A 17,433-nucleotide genomic window follows, 5' to 3' on the forward strand; every position below is an offset into this window, starting at 1 on the left:
TAGGGAGAAATCCCTAACCTCTGGCAAGGAGTGAAAATGTTAAACAAACAGTTAAACAAATCACTGCGCAGTCTGTTTGCTCTGTTGGTGCTCGTCATGGGATTGGGATTAGGTTCAGTCATGAGCTCAAACCCAGTACACGCAAGTGATCAGCAATCGAGTCAACAACAGGCGAAAGCGCAAACCAGCGATGCCGATCTTTGGCGAGCAGTAAAAGCAGGCGATGCCGGCTATACCACTGCCAAAGGAATAGATACTGGGGTGTTGATTAACGTTGCCGGTAACCAAGGTAAAGAACTGAGAAATGAATACTTAACCCCCGTCATGGCGCTAGCCGTGGTAGGTGTGTTTGGTGCTTTCTTATTGTTTTATCTGGTGAATGGTCCATCAAAACTGAGTCATGGCTTTTCAGGCAAGATGGTTTCGCGCTGGTCAAAGGCGGATCTGTGGATCCATTGGATCATGGCGAGCAGCTGTCTGGCACTGATGTTTACCGGCCTAACCATAATGTTAGGTAAGCATGTCATACAGCCAATGTTAGGGCCCGACCTTTGGGCGCCATTGATCTATGGCAGCAAAACAATCCACGATTGGGCAGGTCCCATTTTTATCGCGGCTTGGGCTGTATGTGTGGTGAAATGGATGCCGTTACAAACCTTCAAGATGTATGATTTGAAATGGTTTTTAGTGGTAGGTGGTTATATCAACTTTGGCCCGTTCAAAGGTAAGCACCCTGACAGTGGTTTCGCTAACGCCGGTGAAAAAATGTGGTTCTGGACCCTGATGTTGTTTGGTTTATTCATCAGCGTATCTGGCATCATGTTGGTATTGCCAGGCTTGGATTTACCCCGCGAAGCCTCTATGGGCGCGCTGCTGATCCACTCTATCAGCGCCATTATCTTGATTGCCTTTACTATAGTGCATATTTGGATGGCGACCGTACTGAGCGAAGGCGGTATGGAGTGCATGAAGTCAGGCTATTGTGATGAAAACTGGGCAATCCAGCACCATAATCTCTGGTATGACGAAATCAAAGCCAACGGCAGCTTAAAGTATAAAGACTAAGTTAAACCGCAGCTTTTACATCCTCAAAACACCCCGCGATGCGGGGTGTTTTTTATTCGCCCTGATACCCATCGCATTAATTCAAAAGCACAAAAAATTAACAACTGAAACAGCGAGATACAAAAATCCGCCAACGCCATCCTCCCCAGTAGTTCACTAAACTATGAGCGAGTTAACGCTTTAAGAGAACGGCCGCCGATTTCAGGGCTGCAAACTGTCCTAGATCAATTCCTACTCAACCCTTTCCTACTATATTGCCGTCACGCGCGATGATTGATGGTAAACAAGATGATTTCATTATCTTTTTCGCCGCTAATCTTCACTTTTTGATAACAAGATGAACCCCACAAAAAGCCGTGCGATCTCAAAAACTAAACCCTAATTTCAGGAGTCAGCATGAAGCAGCAACCCAGCGATTTATCTCGCCGATCTTTGCTCAAAGCGCTCACCGTCGGCAGCGTAGCGGGTGCCGCCATTGCCGCAACCGGCATGAGCGTGGCACAGGTCAGCGAGAGCAGCAAGGTAACCACTAAAGAGTCAAAGGGTTACCACGAAACTGCGCATATCAGCAGCTATTACAATAGCTTGCGCAGCTAATCTAGGAGAAGTCAGCGATGAAGTTAACTCGCAAGTCCAATGTTGCCACAGTGGCAGACAAACCGGCGTTAGGCATCAGCCGTCGTCAATTTATGAAGCACGCAGGTATCGCCACAGGTGGTATTGCCGCAGCATCTCTAATGGGCACAGGCATGATGCGTCGTGTCGAAGCCAAAGAAGTGCCGCATGATGCGCCAATCGAAATCAAACGTACTATTTGTAGTGCCTGCGCCGTCGGTTGTGGCCTGTATGCCGAAGTACAAAATGGTGTGTGGACGGGCCAAGAACCCGCATTCGACCACCCATTTAACGCTGGCGGTCACTGCGCGAAAGGTGCTGCACTGCGTGAACATGGTCATGGTGAAAAACGCCTGAAATATCCAATGAAATTGGTTGATGGCAAGTGGAAAAAAATCTCTTGGGAAGATGCTATTAACGAAGTGGGCGACCAAATGCTCAACATTCGTAAAGAATCTGGCCCAGACTCAGTGTACTTCATGGGTAGCGCTAAGTTTTCTAACGAAGGTTGTTACATGTACCGCAAATTGGCGGCTATGTGGGGCACAAACAACGTCGACCATTCAGCTCGTATTTGTCACTCTACCACGGTAGCCGGTGTTGCTAACACTTGGGGCTACGGTGCGCAAACAAACTCTTTCAACGATATCCAGAATGCTCATGCCATCTTCCTGATCGGGGCAAACCCAGCAGAAGCGCATCCCGTTTCGATGCAACATATTCTGATCGCTAAAGAAAGAAACAACGCCAAAATCATCGTCGTTGACCCACGTTTCTCTCGCACTGCAGCGCATTCAGACTTGCATTGTGCAATTCGCCCAGGCACTGACATTCCTTTTATTTACGGTATGTTATGGCACATTTTTGAAAATGGTTGGGAAGATAAAACCTTTATCAAGCACCGCGTATTCGAGATGGAAAGTATCCGTGCTGAAGTGAAGAAGTTCCCACCTAAAGAAGTCGAAAACATCACTGGTGTGAGCGAAGCCGAGGTTTATCAAGCGGCTAAATTAATGGCTGATAACCGTCCTGGCACTGTGATTTGGTGTATGGGTGGAACTCAACACCACGTTGGTAATGCCAACACTCGCGCTTATTGTATTCTGCAATTAGCACTGGGCAACATGGGCGTTTCAGGTGGCGGCACTAACATTTTCCGTGGCCACGATAACGTACAAGGCGCAACTGACTTAGGTTTGTTATTTGATAACTTACCCGGTTACTACGGTTTGACCTCTGCAGCATGGAGTCACTGGACCCATGTTTGGGATCTGGACATGGAATGGGTGAAAGGTCGTTTCGATCAAACAGCCTACCTTGGCAAAGATCCAATGACGACACCGGGTATCCCTTGTTCTCGTTGGCACGATGGTGTGTTAGAAGATAAGAGCAAGTTAGCGCAGAAAGATAATATCCGTATGGCGTTTTTCTGGGGACAATCGGTCAACACTGAAACCCGTCAGCGTGAAGTGCGTGATGCCTTAGACAAGATGGACACAGTCGTCGTTGTCGACCCATTCCCAACGATGGCAGGTGTTATGCACCGTCGTAAGAATGGCGTATATCTGCTGCCTGCGGCAACTCAGTTTGAGACTCACGGTTCAGTATCTAACTCAGGCCGTTCTATCCAGTGGCGTGAGCAAGTTATCGAGCCACTGTTCGAGTCTAAAACCGACATCGAAATCATGTACCGTTTAGCCCAAAAACTGGGTATTGCCGAGCAGTACACTAAACGCATCGCGATTGAAAATGGTTTACCTGTGATTGAAGAAATCACCCGTGAAATCAACCGCGGTATGTGGACTATCGGTATGACAGGTCAAAGCCCTGAGCGTATCAAGTTACACACCCAAAACTGGGGCACTTTCAGCAACAAGACGTTGGAAGCCGCAGGCGGCCCAGCTAAAGGCGAAACCTACGGTTTACCTTGGCCATGTTGGGGCACGCCAGAGGCTAAACACCCTGGCACTCAGATCCTCTATAACCAAGCCAAACACGTTAAAGACGGCGGTGGTAACTTCCGTGCCCGTTACGGTGTTGAATATAAGGGTCAAAGCATTTTAGCCGATGGCACTTATTCTAAAGGCGCTGAAATTCAAGACGGTTACCCAGAATTTACTGCCGATATGCTCAAACAATTGGGTTGGTGGGATGATCTGACGGCGGAAGAAAAAGCGGAAGCCGAAGGTAAAAACTGGAAAACAGATTTGTCAGGCGGCATAGTGCGCGTGGCAATCAAGCACGGTTGTATCCCCTTTGGTAATGCTAAAGCTCGTTGTATTGTATGGACTTTCCCTGACCAAGTCCCTGTACACCGTGAACCGTTATACACAGCACGTCGTGACTTAGTGGCAAAATACCCAACCTATGACGACATGCAAGTACACCGTCTCCCTACGCTGTATAAGTCTATCCAAGACAAAGACATGAGCGGCAAGTACCCGTTGGTACTGACATCGGGTCGTCTGGTTGAATACGAAGGTGGTGGTGAAGAATCTCGCTCCAACCCTTGGCTGGCTGAACTTCAACAGGAAATGTTCGTTGAGATAAGCCCTGCCGACGCTGCCGATCGCGGCATTCGTAACGGTGAAGACGTCTGGTTAGAAGGCGCCGAAGGTGGCCGTATTAAGGTACAAGCCATGGTTACCCCAAGGGTAAAACCCGGCGTTACCTTTATGCCATATCACTTTGCGGGTGTGATGCACGGAGAAAGTTTAGCGCCTAATTATCCAGATGGAACAGTGCCTTACGTTATTGGTGAATCTTGTAACACTGCGCTGACCTATGGTTATGACCCTGTGACACAAATGCAGGAAACCAAGGCATCACTCTGTCAGATTGTTAAAGCGTAAGTGCAGCTTAAGCTAGGAGAATTGCCATTATGGCTACAATGAAATTTTTGTGTGATACCAAGCGCTGCATCGAATGTAACGGTTGTGTCACTGCCTGTAAAAACGAAAACGACTCCGCTCTCGAGTGGGGTATCCAACGCCGCCGCGTAGTGACGATCAACGATGGTCAACGTGGTGAAGCCTCAATCTCTGTCGCCTGTATGCATTGCTCAGATGCACCTTGTATGGCAGTTTGCCCAGCAAACTGCTTCTACAGAACCGACGACGGCATAGTGTTACACGACAAAGATGCCTGTATTGGTTGCGGTTACTGCCTGTACGCCTGTCCATTTGGCGCACCTCAGTTCCCGAAAAAAGGTGCCTTTGGTAGCCGCGGTAAGATGGATAAATGTACCTTCTGTGCCGGTGGCCCAGAAGAAAACCACTCAGATGCAGAACGCCAAAAATACGGTTCAAACCGTATTGCCGAAGGCAAACTGCCTATGTGTGCAGAACTGTGCGCGACTAAAGCCCTGTTAGCAGGTGATGCCGAAGTGGTTTCAAGCATCTTCCGTGAGCGTGTGGCTTATCGTGGTGCTAAAAACGCGGCTTGGAATTAATTCAGGTCAACAGGATCTGTCCACAGACTTAGCTTAGCGCCTATCTAGGTGGGCGCGACTAAGTGAGAGAGGATGTATGATGAACAAATGGTTCAAACACATAGGTTTAGCCATAGCACTGTTATTTAGTGCTGTGTGTATAGCCAATGGTGGTGATGAACTGGCGAATCAAGTTCAGCAGTCTGATGCCCAAATTTGGGCGCAACTGAAGGATGGTGCCACGGGATACACTACCTCCCAAAGTGAGTTTCATGCTCAGCCGATCAATACCTACGATTTACGGGTATTAGCGCTGCGTAGCGACTGGTTAGCGCCCGCCTTAATGGCAGCACTTTTCGGTATGATCATTATCTTTGTCCTATTTATCAAGGTGAATGGCATCTCCAAGCTGCACCATGGTTTTTCAGGCAAGTTAGTGCATCGCTGGTCTAAGTTTGATGTTTCAATCCACTGGTTAGGCGCCATTCCATGCTTACTGTTGATTTTAACAGGCTTAACCTTGCTGGCTGGTCGCTTCTTCTTCCAACCTTGGTTGGGCGAAGGTATCTGGGAAGCAATCGTCTATGGCGCGAAGCAAATCCATGACGTGATGGCGATTCCCTTCATGATAGGTTGGGCATTGATGACCACCCTATGGGCGAAAAACCAACTGCCAAAAATGTACGACGTAAAGTGGTTCATGGTAGTAGGCGGTTACATTAACTTTGGTCCGTTCAAAGGTAAGCACCCAGATGCAGGTTTTGCTAACGCGGGTGAGAAAATGTGGTTCTGGGCATTTGCCCTGTTTGGATTAGTGATTTCGGCCTCGGGCATGTTATTACTCTTCCCTAACCTGTTCGAGCCAAGCCGTACATTAAGCTTGATCGCCCTGGTACTGCATTCAGTGAGCGCTATCGTGATCTGTGCTTTCTCTATCGTACACATCTTCATGGCAACTGTGATGTCAGAAGGTGGTATGGAATGTATGGTGTCAGGCTACTGTGATGAAAACTGGGCCAGCCAACATCACAACCTATGGTTTGATGAAATCAAAGCCAACGGCACGCTTAAATATAAAGAATAAGACTGGAATCTAGTTGTAGGTATTCCAAAAATACTTAGCCACTAGCAAACGTAGAGCCCCCGTCAATCACTACTGGCGGGGGCTTTTATTTCAGCATTAGTCATCGGCTTTAAGTATATGTCTGAATTACATTTTGAATCATTTGTAGCATTTGAGTACGAGATCACAAAGACCAATTTAAATGCTAAATCACTGTAAAAAAATTGCATGTATCATAGTTATTTAATAATAAAAACAATCATCTAGATAAAATTTGAATTTAAACAACACAACATTTCGTAACCTAGCAACCAACCAGATGCAACACCAATAAAACAATTCAATTAAAAACAGTATCTTAGTAGACATTTCCATAAAATACTCTCTTGCTGGCTAGCTCACGCGCACGCTAAAATTACCTATAGCGTAATTAAATTACGCATTGCTGCTTTTTATCCTAGAAGGTCACCATGTTTAAAAATGCCAAAACCAGTACATTGACGGCATTGCCATCAGTGTTTACAAGTATCTTACTGATCATCATAGGTATTTCGTGCTATCGCAGTTTTAACGAACTCGGTGAGACCAGTAAAAGCCTAGTCGACAACACTCAGCTCGCAGAAACTTTCACTACAGTACGAGAATCCTTTTTTGAGCTGCGCTTAGCCACCTTAGTCCACAACGGTAAAGCTATCGCAGATCAACAACATAATGTCGCACAACTCGTCTCTCAACTGACCAAATTTAATACCGACTTCATGGGCGCTGATGCTCAAGCTATTCACACACTTTTGCCACAAACAGAACATTATGTTCGTCTCTACCAAGAAGAACTGGCACTCGCTAAACAAACTGGAGCAGTACCTGAACTAACCGCTGAGCGTGCTGCGCTCGGGCCTAAGGTCAGTAATCAAATCAACCAATTAGTCACGCTGATCACTCAGAGAAATCATGAGTTAGGCAAACAAGCTGAAGATAAAGTCACCTCAACAGAAAGCATCCTACTGGGATTGATCTTGTTCGCGATTATAGCGTCACTCTTTAGCGCCCTCATTATGAGTAAACAACTCGTCCACATAATCAATGAGATAAAACGGGTAATGGAACGTCTTGCCCATGGCGACCTAACTCATAAAACAAATATTAAAGGACAAAATGAGCTCTGCTCACTCGCAGAAGATCTCGACAGCGTGATAGGTAATCTACGTGAAATTATGTCTGAAATTGCCCAAGCCTCAGATCATATGTCCGACCAAATAGGACAATTGAATGTGCAGTCGAATGCCAATAATCATGCACTGCAAATCCACGCCGTCGAAACAGACCAAGTCGTGACAGCCATGACTGAAATGAGCGCCACGGCCCATAATGTCGCGGGTGATGCTGCATCCGCAGCCCAGTTTACTCAACAAGCAAATGCGCAAGCGGATAAATCGAAGAAAGCCGTTGAACAAGCTGCCAACACTGTGATTGCCTTGGTCGCTAAAGTCGATGTCGCCGCTGATGCGATTAATGATATGAACGAAAATACCCGTCATATCGCCGCGATTTTGAATGTAATAGGTGAAATTGCCGATCAAACCAATCTGCTAGCGCTTAATGCAGCCATCGAAGCCGCCCGTGCAGGTGAACAAGGTCGAGGCTTTGCTGTTGTCGCCGATGAAGTTCGCTCACTGGCCGCGCGCACGCAAGCAAGTACCGCAGAAATCAACCAGATGCTGGAACAACTTTATCTTGGTGCCAATGCCGCCGTAACAGCAATGGAGCAAACTAAACACAGTTGCCAGCAAGCCGCCGATACCACCAATCTGGTAACGGAAAACCTTGATACCCTGACCACTTATGTGTTCGATATTAATGGGCTCAGTAATCAAATTGCCACCGCAGCAGAAGAGCAAAGCGCTGTGACCGAAGAGATAAACCGTAATCTGACCACCATTCGTGAAATGGTCGATGAACTCAATCAAAGCGGTAAAGCCACCCTCAATAGCGCAACCTCTTTGGCCGCGACGAAGGAACAACTCGTCGGCGTGGTCTCGCATTTTAAGCTTTAGATTTAGGCTCCCTGAAAAAGCTTTTAAATCTGCGGCCTAATAACAAAAATTATTGGGCTGTCAGATTTTTAAATGAGATATAAAGCGCATCACACACCTGCAATATAAATCGCAGCCAAGAAAACTAACCTATTATTAATACTGTATTTTTATAAAAATTATTTACCAAAAAATGATTAAATTGATTCAGTGTCAACAGTGCTAAACCAATAATAAGGGCGTGAAGCCTATAGTTCAGGAATGAAGATACGTATTGCCCATCTCCCACAATATTGAATACCACTAAAAAACTTCGGACTCAGCTAATCAACGATTAGCTATCATCGGCTTCCATGTAACGCCAACACACGGCAGTGCTACCGCTGCAATTCATCCGCCTGTCCATAACACAGTGGTAAACCACAAGGCTTGCTTGTAGCATAACAAGCCTCTACGTTTAAACAACTTCACTAGCACTACCGCTTACAAGTACCCGCTTAACGACAAGGATATTATGAAGATATTCACTATTGCGACTCTCCTATTACTGTTGACCGTAAGCTTTGCAGCAACTGCAGAAAAGTCCGCGCTGGAACAGCTATTTGAGCAACAACAATACGACGCTTTCTTGCAACAAGCACAGCAGCAAGCAGCAGAGAACAATGCTGAGGCGTTATTCTTACTGGGTAAAGCCTACCATCTCGGCCGCGGCGTCACGCAAGACAATGCCACCGCCAGCCAATACTATGAACAAGCCAGAGCCTTAGGTTCGGCCCGTGCCAGCCATAATCTAGGCAGCATGGCGCTGGATAATGATCGCAAAACGCAGGCCATCCCCTTGTTAGAAGAAGCGCTGGCGCGGGGTCTTAAACTACCGACCTTATATAACCTAGGAAGAGCACACAGTCCGGCAGATCCCAGCTCAAGGTTCAATCTAGCGAAAGCAATCACTGCGGCGCAGCAAGCGGGGAGTTACTTTGGGCAAGCCTTTGAACTCCAGCCCGATAACCTCTATCTGGATAATGCCTCACGCGAGTATCTGCGTGCTTATTTAATGGCGATGCAAAGTGTCGGCAACGAAAGAGAAAGCCTCGACATCCCGCAGTTACGCCAGCAAGCCATAAAGTGGCTGGAATTGGGTATGGCAGCAGATGATGGTACGGCGTGGACAAACTACGGCGCTCTGCTGTTAAATGAAAATGACTACAGCGGCGCGAAAGCCGCATTTTTACAAGGTGCGAAGCGTCAAGTTGCCATAGCTAACTATCATTTAGGCAATATGGAAGAGCGCAGTTTGGGCGCAGAAGCCGATAAAGTGCAAGCACTGGCATACTACGAGAAAGCAGCGTTAGCGGGCATGGAACAAGCTAAAACGCCCGCATATAATCTGCTTAAGGCACAACTGAAATATGAAGACGACCTCACTAAATTGGAACAGGGCATTGCCCGCTTTAATGCACTAAAACAGCAAGATCAGTATGTTCCCATCTCACTGGACTCAGTTATAAATCGGCTGGCGTGGGGTAAGTTTCTGGCACAGCAGCGACAACAGATTATTTCGCTGCCAGCAGCGGCCAAAACCCAATTAAGCTTGCAGGCCTGTGGTTTAGGCTACAACCAACTGCATGGCAGCATATACAATATTGGAGAAAACTCTCACTGGCGTATGGCGGCCTATCTAACCTTAGCTGACAAAATCGCCTTACCACTAGAAGGCAGAGTCGATGAACATGGCTGCGCCAGTTTAACGATTACCATGACAGATCAGCTGTATCACTTGTTACAACAAGGTGCCGTATTCGGATTACGCTTTCCCAACTACACACTGCCACTGGCATTAAGCCGGCAAGAAAATATCTTGCAGCTAACACTCATGCCTGTCGAGACCCCATTACCGGTTAATTAGTCACAGCAATTTAAGCCTGTGGCCTCGCTTACTAGGCCACAGGCATTATCTATTTTCGACAGCAACATCTTAATCTTGCGATTCCCTCGCCCAATATCCCGCCAACATGGCGCCAGACAAATTATGCCATATCGAAAATATCGCGCTGGGAATGGCAGAAATAGGACTAAAGAATTTAATACATAAAGCAGTGGCGAGACCGGAGTTTTGTAGGCCAACTTCGATGGAGATAGTTTTACAGACTGTGTGGTTAAAGCCTAATAAACGGCAGCAGAAATAGCCTAAGGCGAGACCAAGACCATTATGTAAGAACACGGCAAGCAGAATAATCGGGCCAACTTTATCAAACTGATTGGCATTTAACGCCACGATAATCGTAATCGCCATCACAATTGCCAAGATAGAAATCAGTGGCAATGCAGGAGCGACTTTAGCCACCAGCGATTTAAAAAAATGATTGATAATCACGCCAACGCTGACAGGGATCAGCACAATTTTCACTAAACTCAGCAGCATATCGGCGAAGGGTATATCGATCATCTCCCCAATCAACAGCTTAATAATCAGTGGTGTTAACACCACGCCCGCTAAGGTTGACAGTGCCGTCATAGTTATCGATAAAGCCACGTCACCTTTCGCTAAATAACAGACCACGTTTGAGGCGGTGCCGCCTGCAACACTGCCCACCAACACCATGCCTATGGTGAGTTCCCTATCTAACCCTAATAATAGGCTAATTAGTAATGCACTGAGCGGCATGACAGAAAATTGCAGCACGAGTCCTGCGAGTACAGCACGTTTCTGTTTGAAGGCATTAGTAAAATCCTGAAGATCTAAGGTGAGCCCCATAGATAGCATGATGATCACCAACAGCGGCACTATGGCGGATTTAAGCTCAGTAAACCAACTCGGCATCAGATAAGCTGTCATTGCGCCTATCAGTGCCAACAGCGGGAAGAAGCGGTTTACGTTTGCCAACATAGCGGGCCCTTTACATCAAGAGGTTATTTTTATCGTTCGGATGATGACAGCCGTCCCTTGGATAGACAAGCGCTAATCCGCCAGCAACAAAATGCCTAGAATGGTGATTTTCAATCTCAGCATTTAGACTGACGCGGTAAGCTAACCCCGCAAATCTACAATAAATTCCGCTAAAAAATGTATGATAAAAATGCATTCTCAATCGCTAAAACATGATCTGCTTAACAAAAAGCCCGTGATTTCCTTGTTAGGAAACCGTAACTTATAACCAGTTCACGTTTTAACAATTACATACGAGGTAGTCTTATTGCGCTAGGTGGTCGTGAATTACCTAAAGCAATTTCGGTGTTTACGGTTAGCACTCTCAGATAGGAATCGTTATGTCATCAGTTATTCAAACGCTCAACGGCGCTATCGCAACGCCTTATCAAGCGAATATTACCGTCCCTAACTGGATGCTCGGCTCGATGGAACGGGTCATGCAGTACTATGTCGATAAGAATCTTCGCCTCGATACGCTTTCCGCAGAAATGATGCCAGCACCGGTTGAAGGCAAAAAATATATGCTATACGCACATATTCCCTTCTGCCATACCCTGTGCTCTTACTGTACCTTCCACCGTTTTATGTTTAAGGAAGACAAGGCGCGTGCCTACTTCATCTCATTACGTAAAGAGATGGAAATGGTCAAGGCCCTCGGCTATGACTTTGAATCTATGTACATTGGTGGTGGTACCACCACGGTATTAGAAGACGAATTAGCCCGCACCATAGAACACGCTAAAACCCTATTTCCTAGCATTAAAGAAGTCTCCTGCGAGTCCGATCCGCAGCATTTAGACAGCCCAGGCTTTAAACAGCTCAAAGGCTTAGTGGATCGCATGTCTATCGGCGTACAAAGCTTTAATGACGATATTTTAAAAATGACCGACCGACTCGATAAATTCGGCACGGGTCAGCAAACCTTCGACAAGATCATGGGTGCCAAAGAGTTGTTCCCTATTATCAACGTCGACCTGATTTTTGGTTTCCGCGGCCAAACCGATGAAGTGATCCAACACGATCTCGACATGGCATCGCGCTTAGACCCAAGACAAATTACCACCTATCCGCTGATGATCACTCATCAAACCCGTAAGAGCGTTAAAGGCAAATTAGCGGCGCCGCAAGCGGATATGGCAAACCAATATCGCCAAATATTAAACAGTCTTAATGGTCAATATAATCAATTGTCTGCATGGGCATTTGGTAAAACCGATGACGAAGGATTTGACGAATACGTTATTGATTACGACGAATACTTAGGGGTAGGTTCGGGCTCATTTAGTTTCTTAAATGACACGCTTTATGTGAACACTTTCTCACTACGTAAGTACCAAGAACGCATCGCAGCGGGTCAAATGGGTGTCGAGCAACAAAAGAACTACAGCAAAAAAGACGTGATGCAATATCGCTTTTTGCTGGGCATGTTCTCCGGCCGTTTATCGCGTAAATATTTCCGCGAAACCTTTGGCGTCAATTTAGATACCGCCTTATTTAAAGAAATGACCTCGATGAAACTGATTGGCGCTATCAAAAATGACCCAACCAATCCCGACAATCTGATCGTCACCGACAACGGTAAGATGATGGGTCTATTGATGATGAAAGAGTTTTACTCAGGCATGGATAACGTGCGCGCCCAGTTGCGTAAACCGCTCAAACCCTGTGATATGTAACACTTATTGATGATTGTTGATTCATAAAGACTAAACAGGCCCTTCGAGGGCCTTTTTGTTAACTCGGTTTAAAGGTAATCTTGCCCAGTACTATTAATTGAGCACAATCCCAACAATAAAGGAGTATTCGTTATGGGTTTTAATGAACAAGAAAAACAAGCCTTATTAGCACTCAAAGGCGTTGGCCCGACGGTAATTAAACGCTTCGAAGAAATTGGCATCAGCTCACTGCAACAACTCGCCCAACACGAAGTGGATGATATTGCTAACTTAGTCGCCAGCATGCTGCGCACCACTTGCTGGAAAAATAGCCCACAAGCGCGAAATGCGATAAGTGCGGCCATCGACCTCGCCCGCGCGCAATAATCGTTCCCCATTGATACTAAAACATCCAACTAGAGTTAAGAAGTTCATGTCAGCACACTTAGCCATACCCCTTTTTGCTATAGTTTTACTCGTCTACGGAGAAACTGCCTCTGCCAACGATAGCAGTTTTGGCGATGCTAATGGCTCTATTACCTTGAAATATCAGCCTAATATCAGTATGGATAAAGAGTCCCTCTTCATCAGCGAGACCGAAGTCAGAGTCGATTATGTGTTTACCAACACCAGTTCGCAGGATCTTATCGTCCCCATCGCCTTCCCCATGCCACCGATGTTTTTTGGCTCAGCCGATCACAGCAGCATTGATAACTTCACCCTTAAAGTGAATGGCAAAACCCAGCCAACTCAGCACAGGCTTGTTGCCCAACTCGCCGATAAAACCGATATTTCAACCGAGCTGAAACAGCTTGGCTGGGGTGTAGATGAAGTCGCTTACTTTGCCGAATATGCCGAAGCCCCCAAGGGTAAACCCGCACTCCCCAAGCAATGGTTGGATGAGAACCAACAAATCGCCTTTACCCTAAGTGATTACTTTGTGTGGGAACAAACCTTTCCCGCGGGCCAATCTGTCGCTATCAGCCATAGCTACACGCCAAGCATCTCAACGGGCATCCCCGATACTGCCAGTAGTATTATTGATACTTACACTGAACTGGCTTGTTTAGATGAAAACGCCAAGCAAGGCATTAGGAAGCGCAACCTTATCGTTAAACAAGACGGTGAAGATCAGGAGATTGGCGTCGAATGGAGCCATCTTAGCTATATTTTGGTCACAGCTAATAACTGGCAAGGGTCAATTAAGGACTTCAAACTCACCCTAAAAAAATCCCAGCCCACAGATCTCATTAGCTTGTGTTTTGATGGCGAGCTTAAAAAAACTGACCCACTCACCTTTGAGTTCCAGCAAAAACAGTTCACGCCAAAGCAAGATCTCAGCGTCCTGTTTATTCGTAAACCGAATTTTGAATAATCAAAAAAGAAGCCAGCTAAGTGCTGGCTTCTTTATAACTCGCTATTTTTAATTTAAAAACTATAGGTCATACCTAACCAGTAACGGCGGCCATCTTCGATATAACCGTATTCTTCTTGGGTAATTTCCTTATCGAAGGCGTTATAAATGCCCGCACTAAATTTCAGGCTATCGTTCAACTGGTAGTTAGCCCCCAAATCCAGCAGAGTATAAGAAGGGGCGATTAAACTGCTCGATGAAGGTCCTGTCGTCGGTTGGCTCTCTTCGCCACGGTAGTTCACCCTCAACCAAGTGCTTAAATTATCAATAGGCTCGTAGTTGAAAGACGCTTGGATCAAATGCTTAGGCAATTGATTCAATGGGCTACCTTTATAAACACCTGTCTTTTGCTCCGAATCCGTATAGGTATAGTTACCTGTCAAACTCAAGTTCGAGCGAATGCGATAGTCGATACTCAGTTCAATCCCTTGGGTCACAGCTTCGTCGACGTTCACATAAGTCGTCGGATTAGAACCAAATTGATTTGGACCATCGGTACATTGAGTCGCAGGACAAGCTACACGGGTGATCTTGTCATTAAACTCGTTATAGAACACACCCGCGCTAGCGGTAATGCTCTCGGTCAGATCAGAATACAAACCTAACTCATAGTTAACTGAAGTTTCAGGTTGTAAATCTGGATTACCGTACATGTTGCCACCGCGGCTAACTTGTCCCCAGTCGGGCACTGTCTGGCGTAAACTCGGCGCCCTAAACCCTGTTGATACACCGCCCTTTAAGGTGGTGCTGTCGGTTAATCCCCACACGCCATAAACGCGCGGACTGACATGATTACCAAAGTTTTCATCATCATCCAAACGCAGCCCCATGGTCAGAGCAAAGTTATCGACAATGCGCCATTCATCCTCAGAAAACACCGACCATTGTTTGCGACTAATATCAGTTAAGTCACTCACTTGGTTACCTGTTTCGTCGGTGAGATCTTGATGATTGAATGCTGCACCAAAGGTCGCTGTATGACTTTGGCCTAACGTAGTGATAAGGCTAGATTGCGCATCCGTGTTAGTGATTTTCATCTTACGGGTTTTATTATCAAACACTTCATGCTTGATATAGCTATCCGAAGTACCAAAGTCCCAACGACCTGTATGTGAAAGGGAGAAGGTGCTGTTTTCATATTCTGTCGTTGAAGATTCAGGGCAACCGCGACGACCACAGGCTTCGCCCGGTGCTAACGGTGTGACGGTTTTACCTAAACTGCTGTCGAGTTCTTGGTTAGAAGTACCAACTTCAAACATGATATCGTGATTTTCATTGGGTGTGAGCGCAAATCTCGCGGTCAAGTTAGTCGCATCGCGACCTCGGTAACCACCATAGATTTGATCTTCTTCACGCTGGGTATATTGACCATAAAGTTGCATCCCTAGCAGATCTTTGATCAAACCACCGTTGACGAAAAAGTTGCCTTGATACACATTTCCCGAGTCAGATTTTTCCTGCAAAGTGCTGTCGAGTCGCACCTCACCCTGCCACTCGTTTGGCACTTTGCGAGTGATAATGTTAATTACCCCACCAATGGCATCCGAACCATAAAGTGACGACATAGGCCCACGAACGATCTCAATTCTATCGATAGCAGCCAATGGTGGCGTCCAAGCGCCTTCAACGCCTGGGCCGTCACTGTTGGTCCGTGTCTCGCGCGAGGATTGGCGTTTACCATCCACTAAAATTAACGTGTATTGGCTACCCATGCCCCGCAGACTGATATCCTGACGGTCTGCACCGCCCGTAATCACCACGCCGGGCACTTCTAACATGGCATCGGTTAAGTCGCGGTAGAAGCGGTTATCCAGATCCTCACGGGTGATCACGCTGATAGAAGCTGGCGCATCGCGAATTTGCTGTTCAAATCCCGATGCAGTCACCACGATTCTTTCCATCATCTTTTCTTTATCTGACGCGGTATCCGCAAGGGCATTTGTCACAGGTACTGTGGGCAACAAACATAAAGCGGTGATCACTTGAGCGAGGTACTTCTTACGACTTAACAACATAACCGACAAGTCTCCATTGAGCAAAGATTGTAAATGAGAACAATTTTCAATACGGCAATGTATCTCTATGTTACAATCAGCTCAAGTTAGACTTTAGGTATTCACTTGTAAGAGTTACTTAAAAATGAATAAAAACATGATCAAAGGGATGATCGTTTTTGCGACAATCGCAGAAAAGGGCTCAATGAGTGCCGCAGCGCAGCAATTAAATCTCAGCTCGTCGGCGGTAAGTCAGCAAGTGACCAAGCTTGAAATGGACATGGGGATCAGCCTATTCCACCGCAATACCCGCAACCTCACACTCACCGAAGCGGGCAGTTTGTTCTATGAGAATTGCCGCAAGGTCATAGCGATAGTCGAAAGCACAGAGCAGAAACTTAATAACTTGAAAGGTATTCCATCAGGGGAATTAAAGATTGCCGCGCCTATAGGATTTGGCGGCGGCCTGTTAAGCGAACCTTTTAATTACCTGTTGGCTGCACATCCACAGATAAGTTTGAATTTACTGCTGCAAGATGGCCCGATAGATATAGTCAACGACGGTATCGATCTGGCGATTTGCATCGGCCCCTTATCGGATTCCAACCTAATTGCCCGCCATTTAGCCGATTGGCGTATGTTACTGTGCGCCTCACCTAATTATCTGCCAATGCATAAAAACCTTAGCCACCCAAAGGAATTAACTGAATTAAATCGGATCTATCACACTTATGCTAAAGGCGATATCTTAACCCACGCCTTCAGCCAAGCGTGTTTTGAACTGACAAGCCAGCGAATTAGCGTCAACAATATGCAGGCGTTAATTCAACTCACACTCGATGGTCTAGGATTTGCCGCCCTGCCCGAACCTGAAGTACACAAATACCTCGAAAGCGGCCAACTTGTCACCCTATTACCCGAATGGTCACTCAATACCTACAGTGTTTATAGCGTAACGTCGGCGCGAGATAAGCAGCCCGCAAAAGTGAAAGAAGCGCTCAATGCACTTAGCCAATACTTTAGTCAGGCAGATTTTCACCAAGCCTATCATGTTAATCTGGGCCATCAAAAAGATGGCGTAAACGATAACGTAACCAATATCTTACCAATTAAAACTAAGAAAAAGTCACATCATCTTGATGTTGGTCACGCATCTTGAGGATACCTTACACGCATTCATTTCTGCGCTAAGCTGGGGTATTCTGCGGTGATAAACCGATAAAAAGATGTAACCC

13 protein-coding genes are annotated in these 17,433 nt (G+C 46.3%); 11 read left to right on the plus strand and 2 right to left on the minus strand.

Going from position 1 to position 17,433, the window contains the following annotated elements; translation table 11 throughout:
* Positions 1-36 precede the first annotated feature (36 nt).
* From RA178_RS20905 to RA178_RS20935, 7 genes are all read left to right on the plus strand, one after another.
* Positions 37-1,065 (plus strand): formate dehydrogenase subunit gamma, encoded by a 1,029-nt coding sequence (locus tag RA178_RS20905; protein ID WP_113940318.1) that lies wholly within the window; start codon positions 37-39, stop codon positions 1,063-1,065.
* Positions 1,066-1,461: 396 nt separating this feature from the next.
* Positions 1,462-1,662 carry a twin-arginine translocation signal domain-containing protein gene (locus RA178_RS20910; RefSeq protein WP_306683704.1) on the plus strand — a complete coding sequence of 67 codons (201 nt, stop codon included), beginning with the start codon at positions 1,462-1,464 and terminating at the stop codon, positions 1,660-1,662.
* Between the two features lie 17 nt (positions 1,663-1,679).
* Complete coding sequence (locus RA178_RS20915) at positions 1,680-4,532, plus strand: molybdopterin-dependent oxidoreductase (protein ID WP_306683706.1); 2,853 nt, start codon at positions 1,680-1,682, stop codon at positions 4,530-4,532.
* Between the two features lie 29 nt (positions 4,533-4,561).
* Positions 4,562-5,131, plus strand: coding sequence for a formate dehydrogenase FDH3 subunit beta (fdh3B, locus tag RA178_RS20920; RefSeq protein ID WP_105250558.1), 570 nt, complete (start codon positions 4,562-4,564; stop codon positions 5,129-5,131).
* 79 nt (positions 5,132-5,210) lie between these two features.
* Positions 5,211-6,194 (plus strand): formate dehydrogenase subunit gamma, encoded by a 984-nt coding sequence (locus RA178_RS20925; protein WP_131525797.1) that lies wholly within the window; start codon positions 5,211-5,213, stop codon positions 6,192-6,194.
* Between the two features lie 449 nt (positions 6,195-6,643).
* Positions 6,644-8,227 carry a methyl-accepting chemotaxis protein gene (locus RA178_RS20930; protein WP_306683708.1) on the plus strand — a complete coding sequence of 528 codons (1,584 nt, stop codon included), beginning with the start codon at positions 6,644-6,646 and terminating at the stop codon, positions 8,225-8,227.
* Between the two features lie 493 nt (positions 8,228-8,720).
* Positions 8,721-10,112, plus strand: coding sequence for a tetratricopeptide repeat protein (locus RA178_RS20935; protein WP_306683710.1), 1,392 nt, complete (start codon positions 8,721-8,723; stop codon positions 10,110-10,112).
* A 69-nt stretch (positions 10,113-10,181) separates the two neighbouring features.
* Here the strand turns inward: RA178_RS20935 and RA178_RS20940 are convergent, their stop codons facing one another.
* Positions 10,182-11,093: a bile acid:sodium symporter family protein gene (locus RA178_RS20940; RefSeq protein WP_306683712.1), complete on the minus strand. Its 912-nt coding sequence runs from the start codon at positions 11,091-11,093 to the stop codon at positions 10,182-10,184.
* 380 nt (positions 11,094-11,473) lie between these two features.
* Here RA178_RS20940 and RA178_RS20945 point away from each other — a divergent pair, with 380 nt between their 5' ends.
* From RA178_RS20945 to RA178_RS20955, 3 genes are all read left to right on the plus strand, one after another.
* Entirely contained in the window at positions 11,474-12,811 is a 1,338-nt protein-coding gene (locus RA178_RS20945; protein ID WP_306683713.1) for a coproporphyrinogen III oxidase family protein, read from the plus strand.
* Positions 12,812-12,943: 132 nt separating this feature from the next.
* Positions 12,944-13,177 (plus strand): hypothetical protein, encoded by a 234-nt coding sequence (locus tag RA178_RS20950; protein ID WP_011787794.1) that lies wholly within the window; start codon positions 12,944-12,946, stop codon positions 13,175-13,177.
* Between the two features lie 46 nt (positions 13,178-13,223).
* Positions 13,224-14,165, plus strand: coding sequence for a DUF4424 domain-containing protein (locus RA178_RS20955; protein ID WP_306683717.1), 942 nt, complete (start codon positions 13,224-13,226; stop codon positions 14,163-14,165).
* 53 nt (positions 14,166-14,218) lie between these two features.
* On the opposite strand, the gene RA178_RS20960 is transcribed toward RA178_RS20955, so the two are convergent.
* A complete protein-coding gene (locus RA178_RS20960) occupies positions 14,219-16,219 on the minus strand; it encodes a ligand-gated channel protein (RefSeq protein ID WP_263193040.1) in 2,001 nt (666 codons plus the stop codon).
* 124 nt (positions 16,220-16,343) lie between these two features.
* On the opposite strand from RA178_RS20960, the gene RA178_RS20965 reads away from it, so the two are divergent.
* Positions 16,344-17,357: a LysR family transcriptional regulator gene (locus RA178_RS20965; RefSeq protein ID WP_263237330.1), complete on the plus strand. Its 1,014-nt coding sequence runs from the start codon at positions 16,344-16,346 to the stop codon at positions 17,355-17,357.
* Positions 17,358-17,433 lie beyond the last annotated feature (76 nt).

This window comes from Shewanella oncorhynchi, assembly GCF_030848765.1.
Lineage (GTDB): Bacteria > Pseudomonadota > Gammaproteobacteria > Enterobacterales > Shewanellaceae > Shewanella > Shewanella oncorhynchi.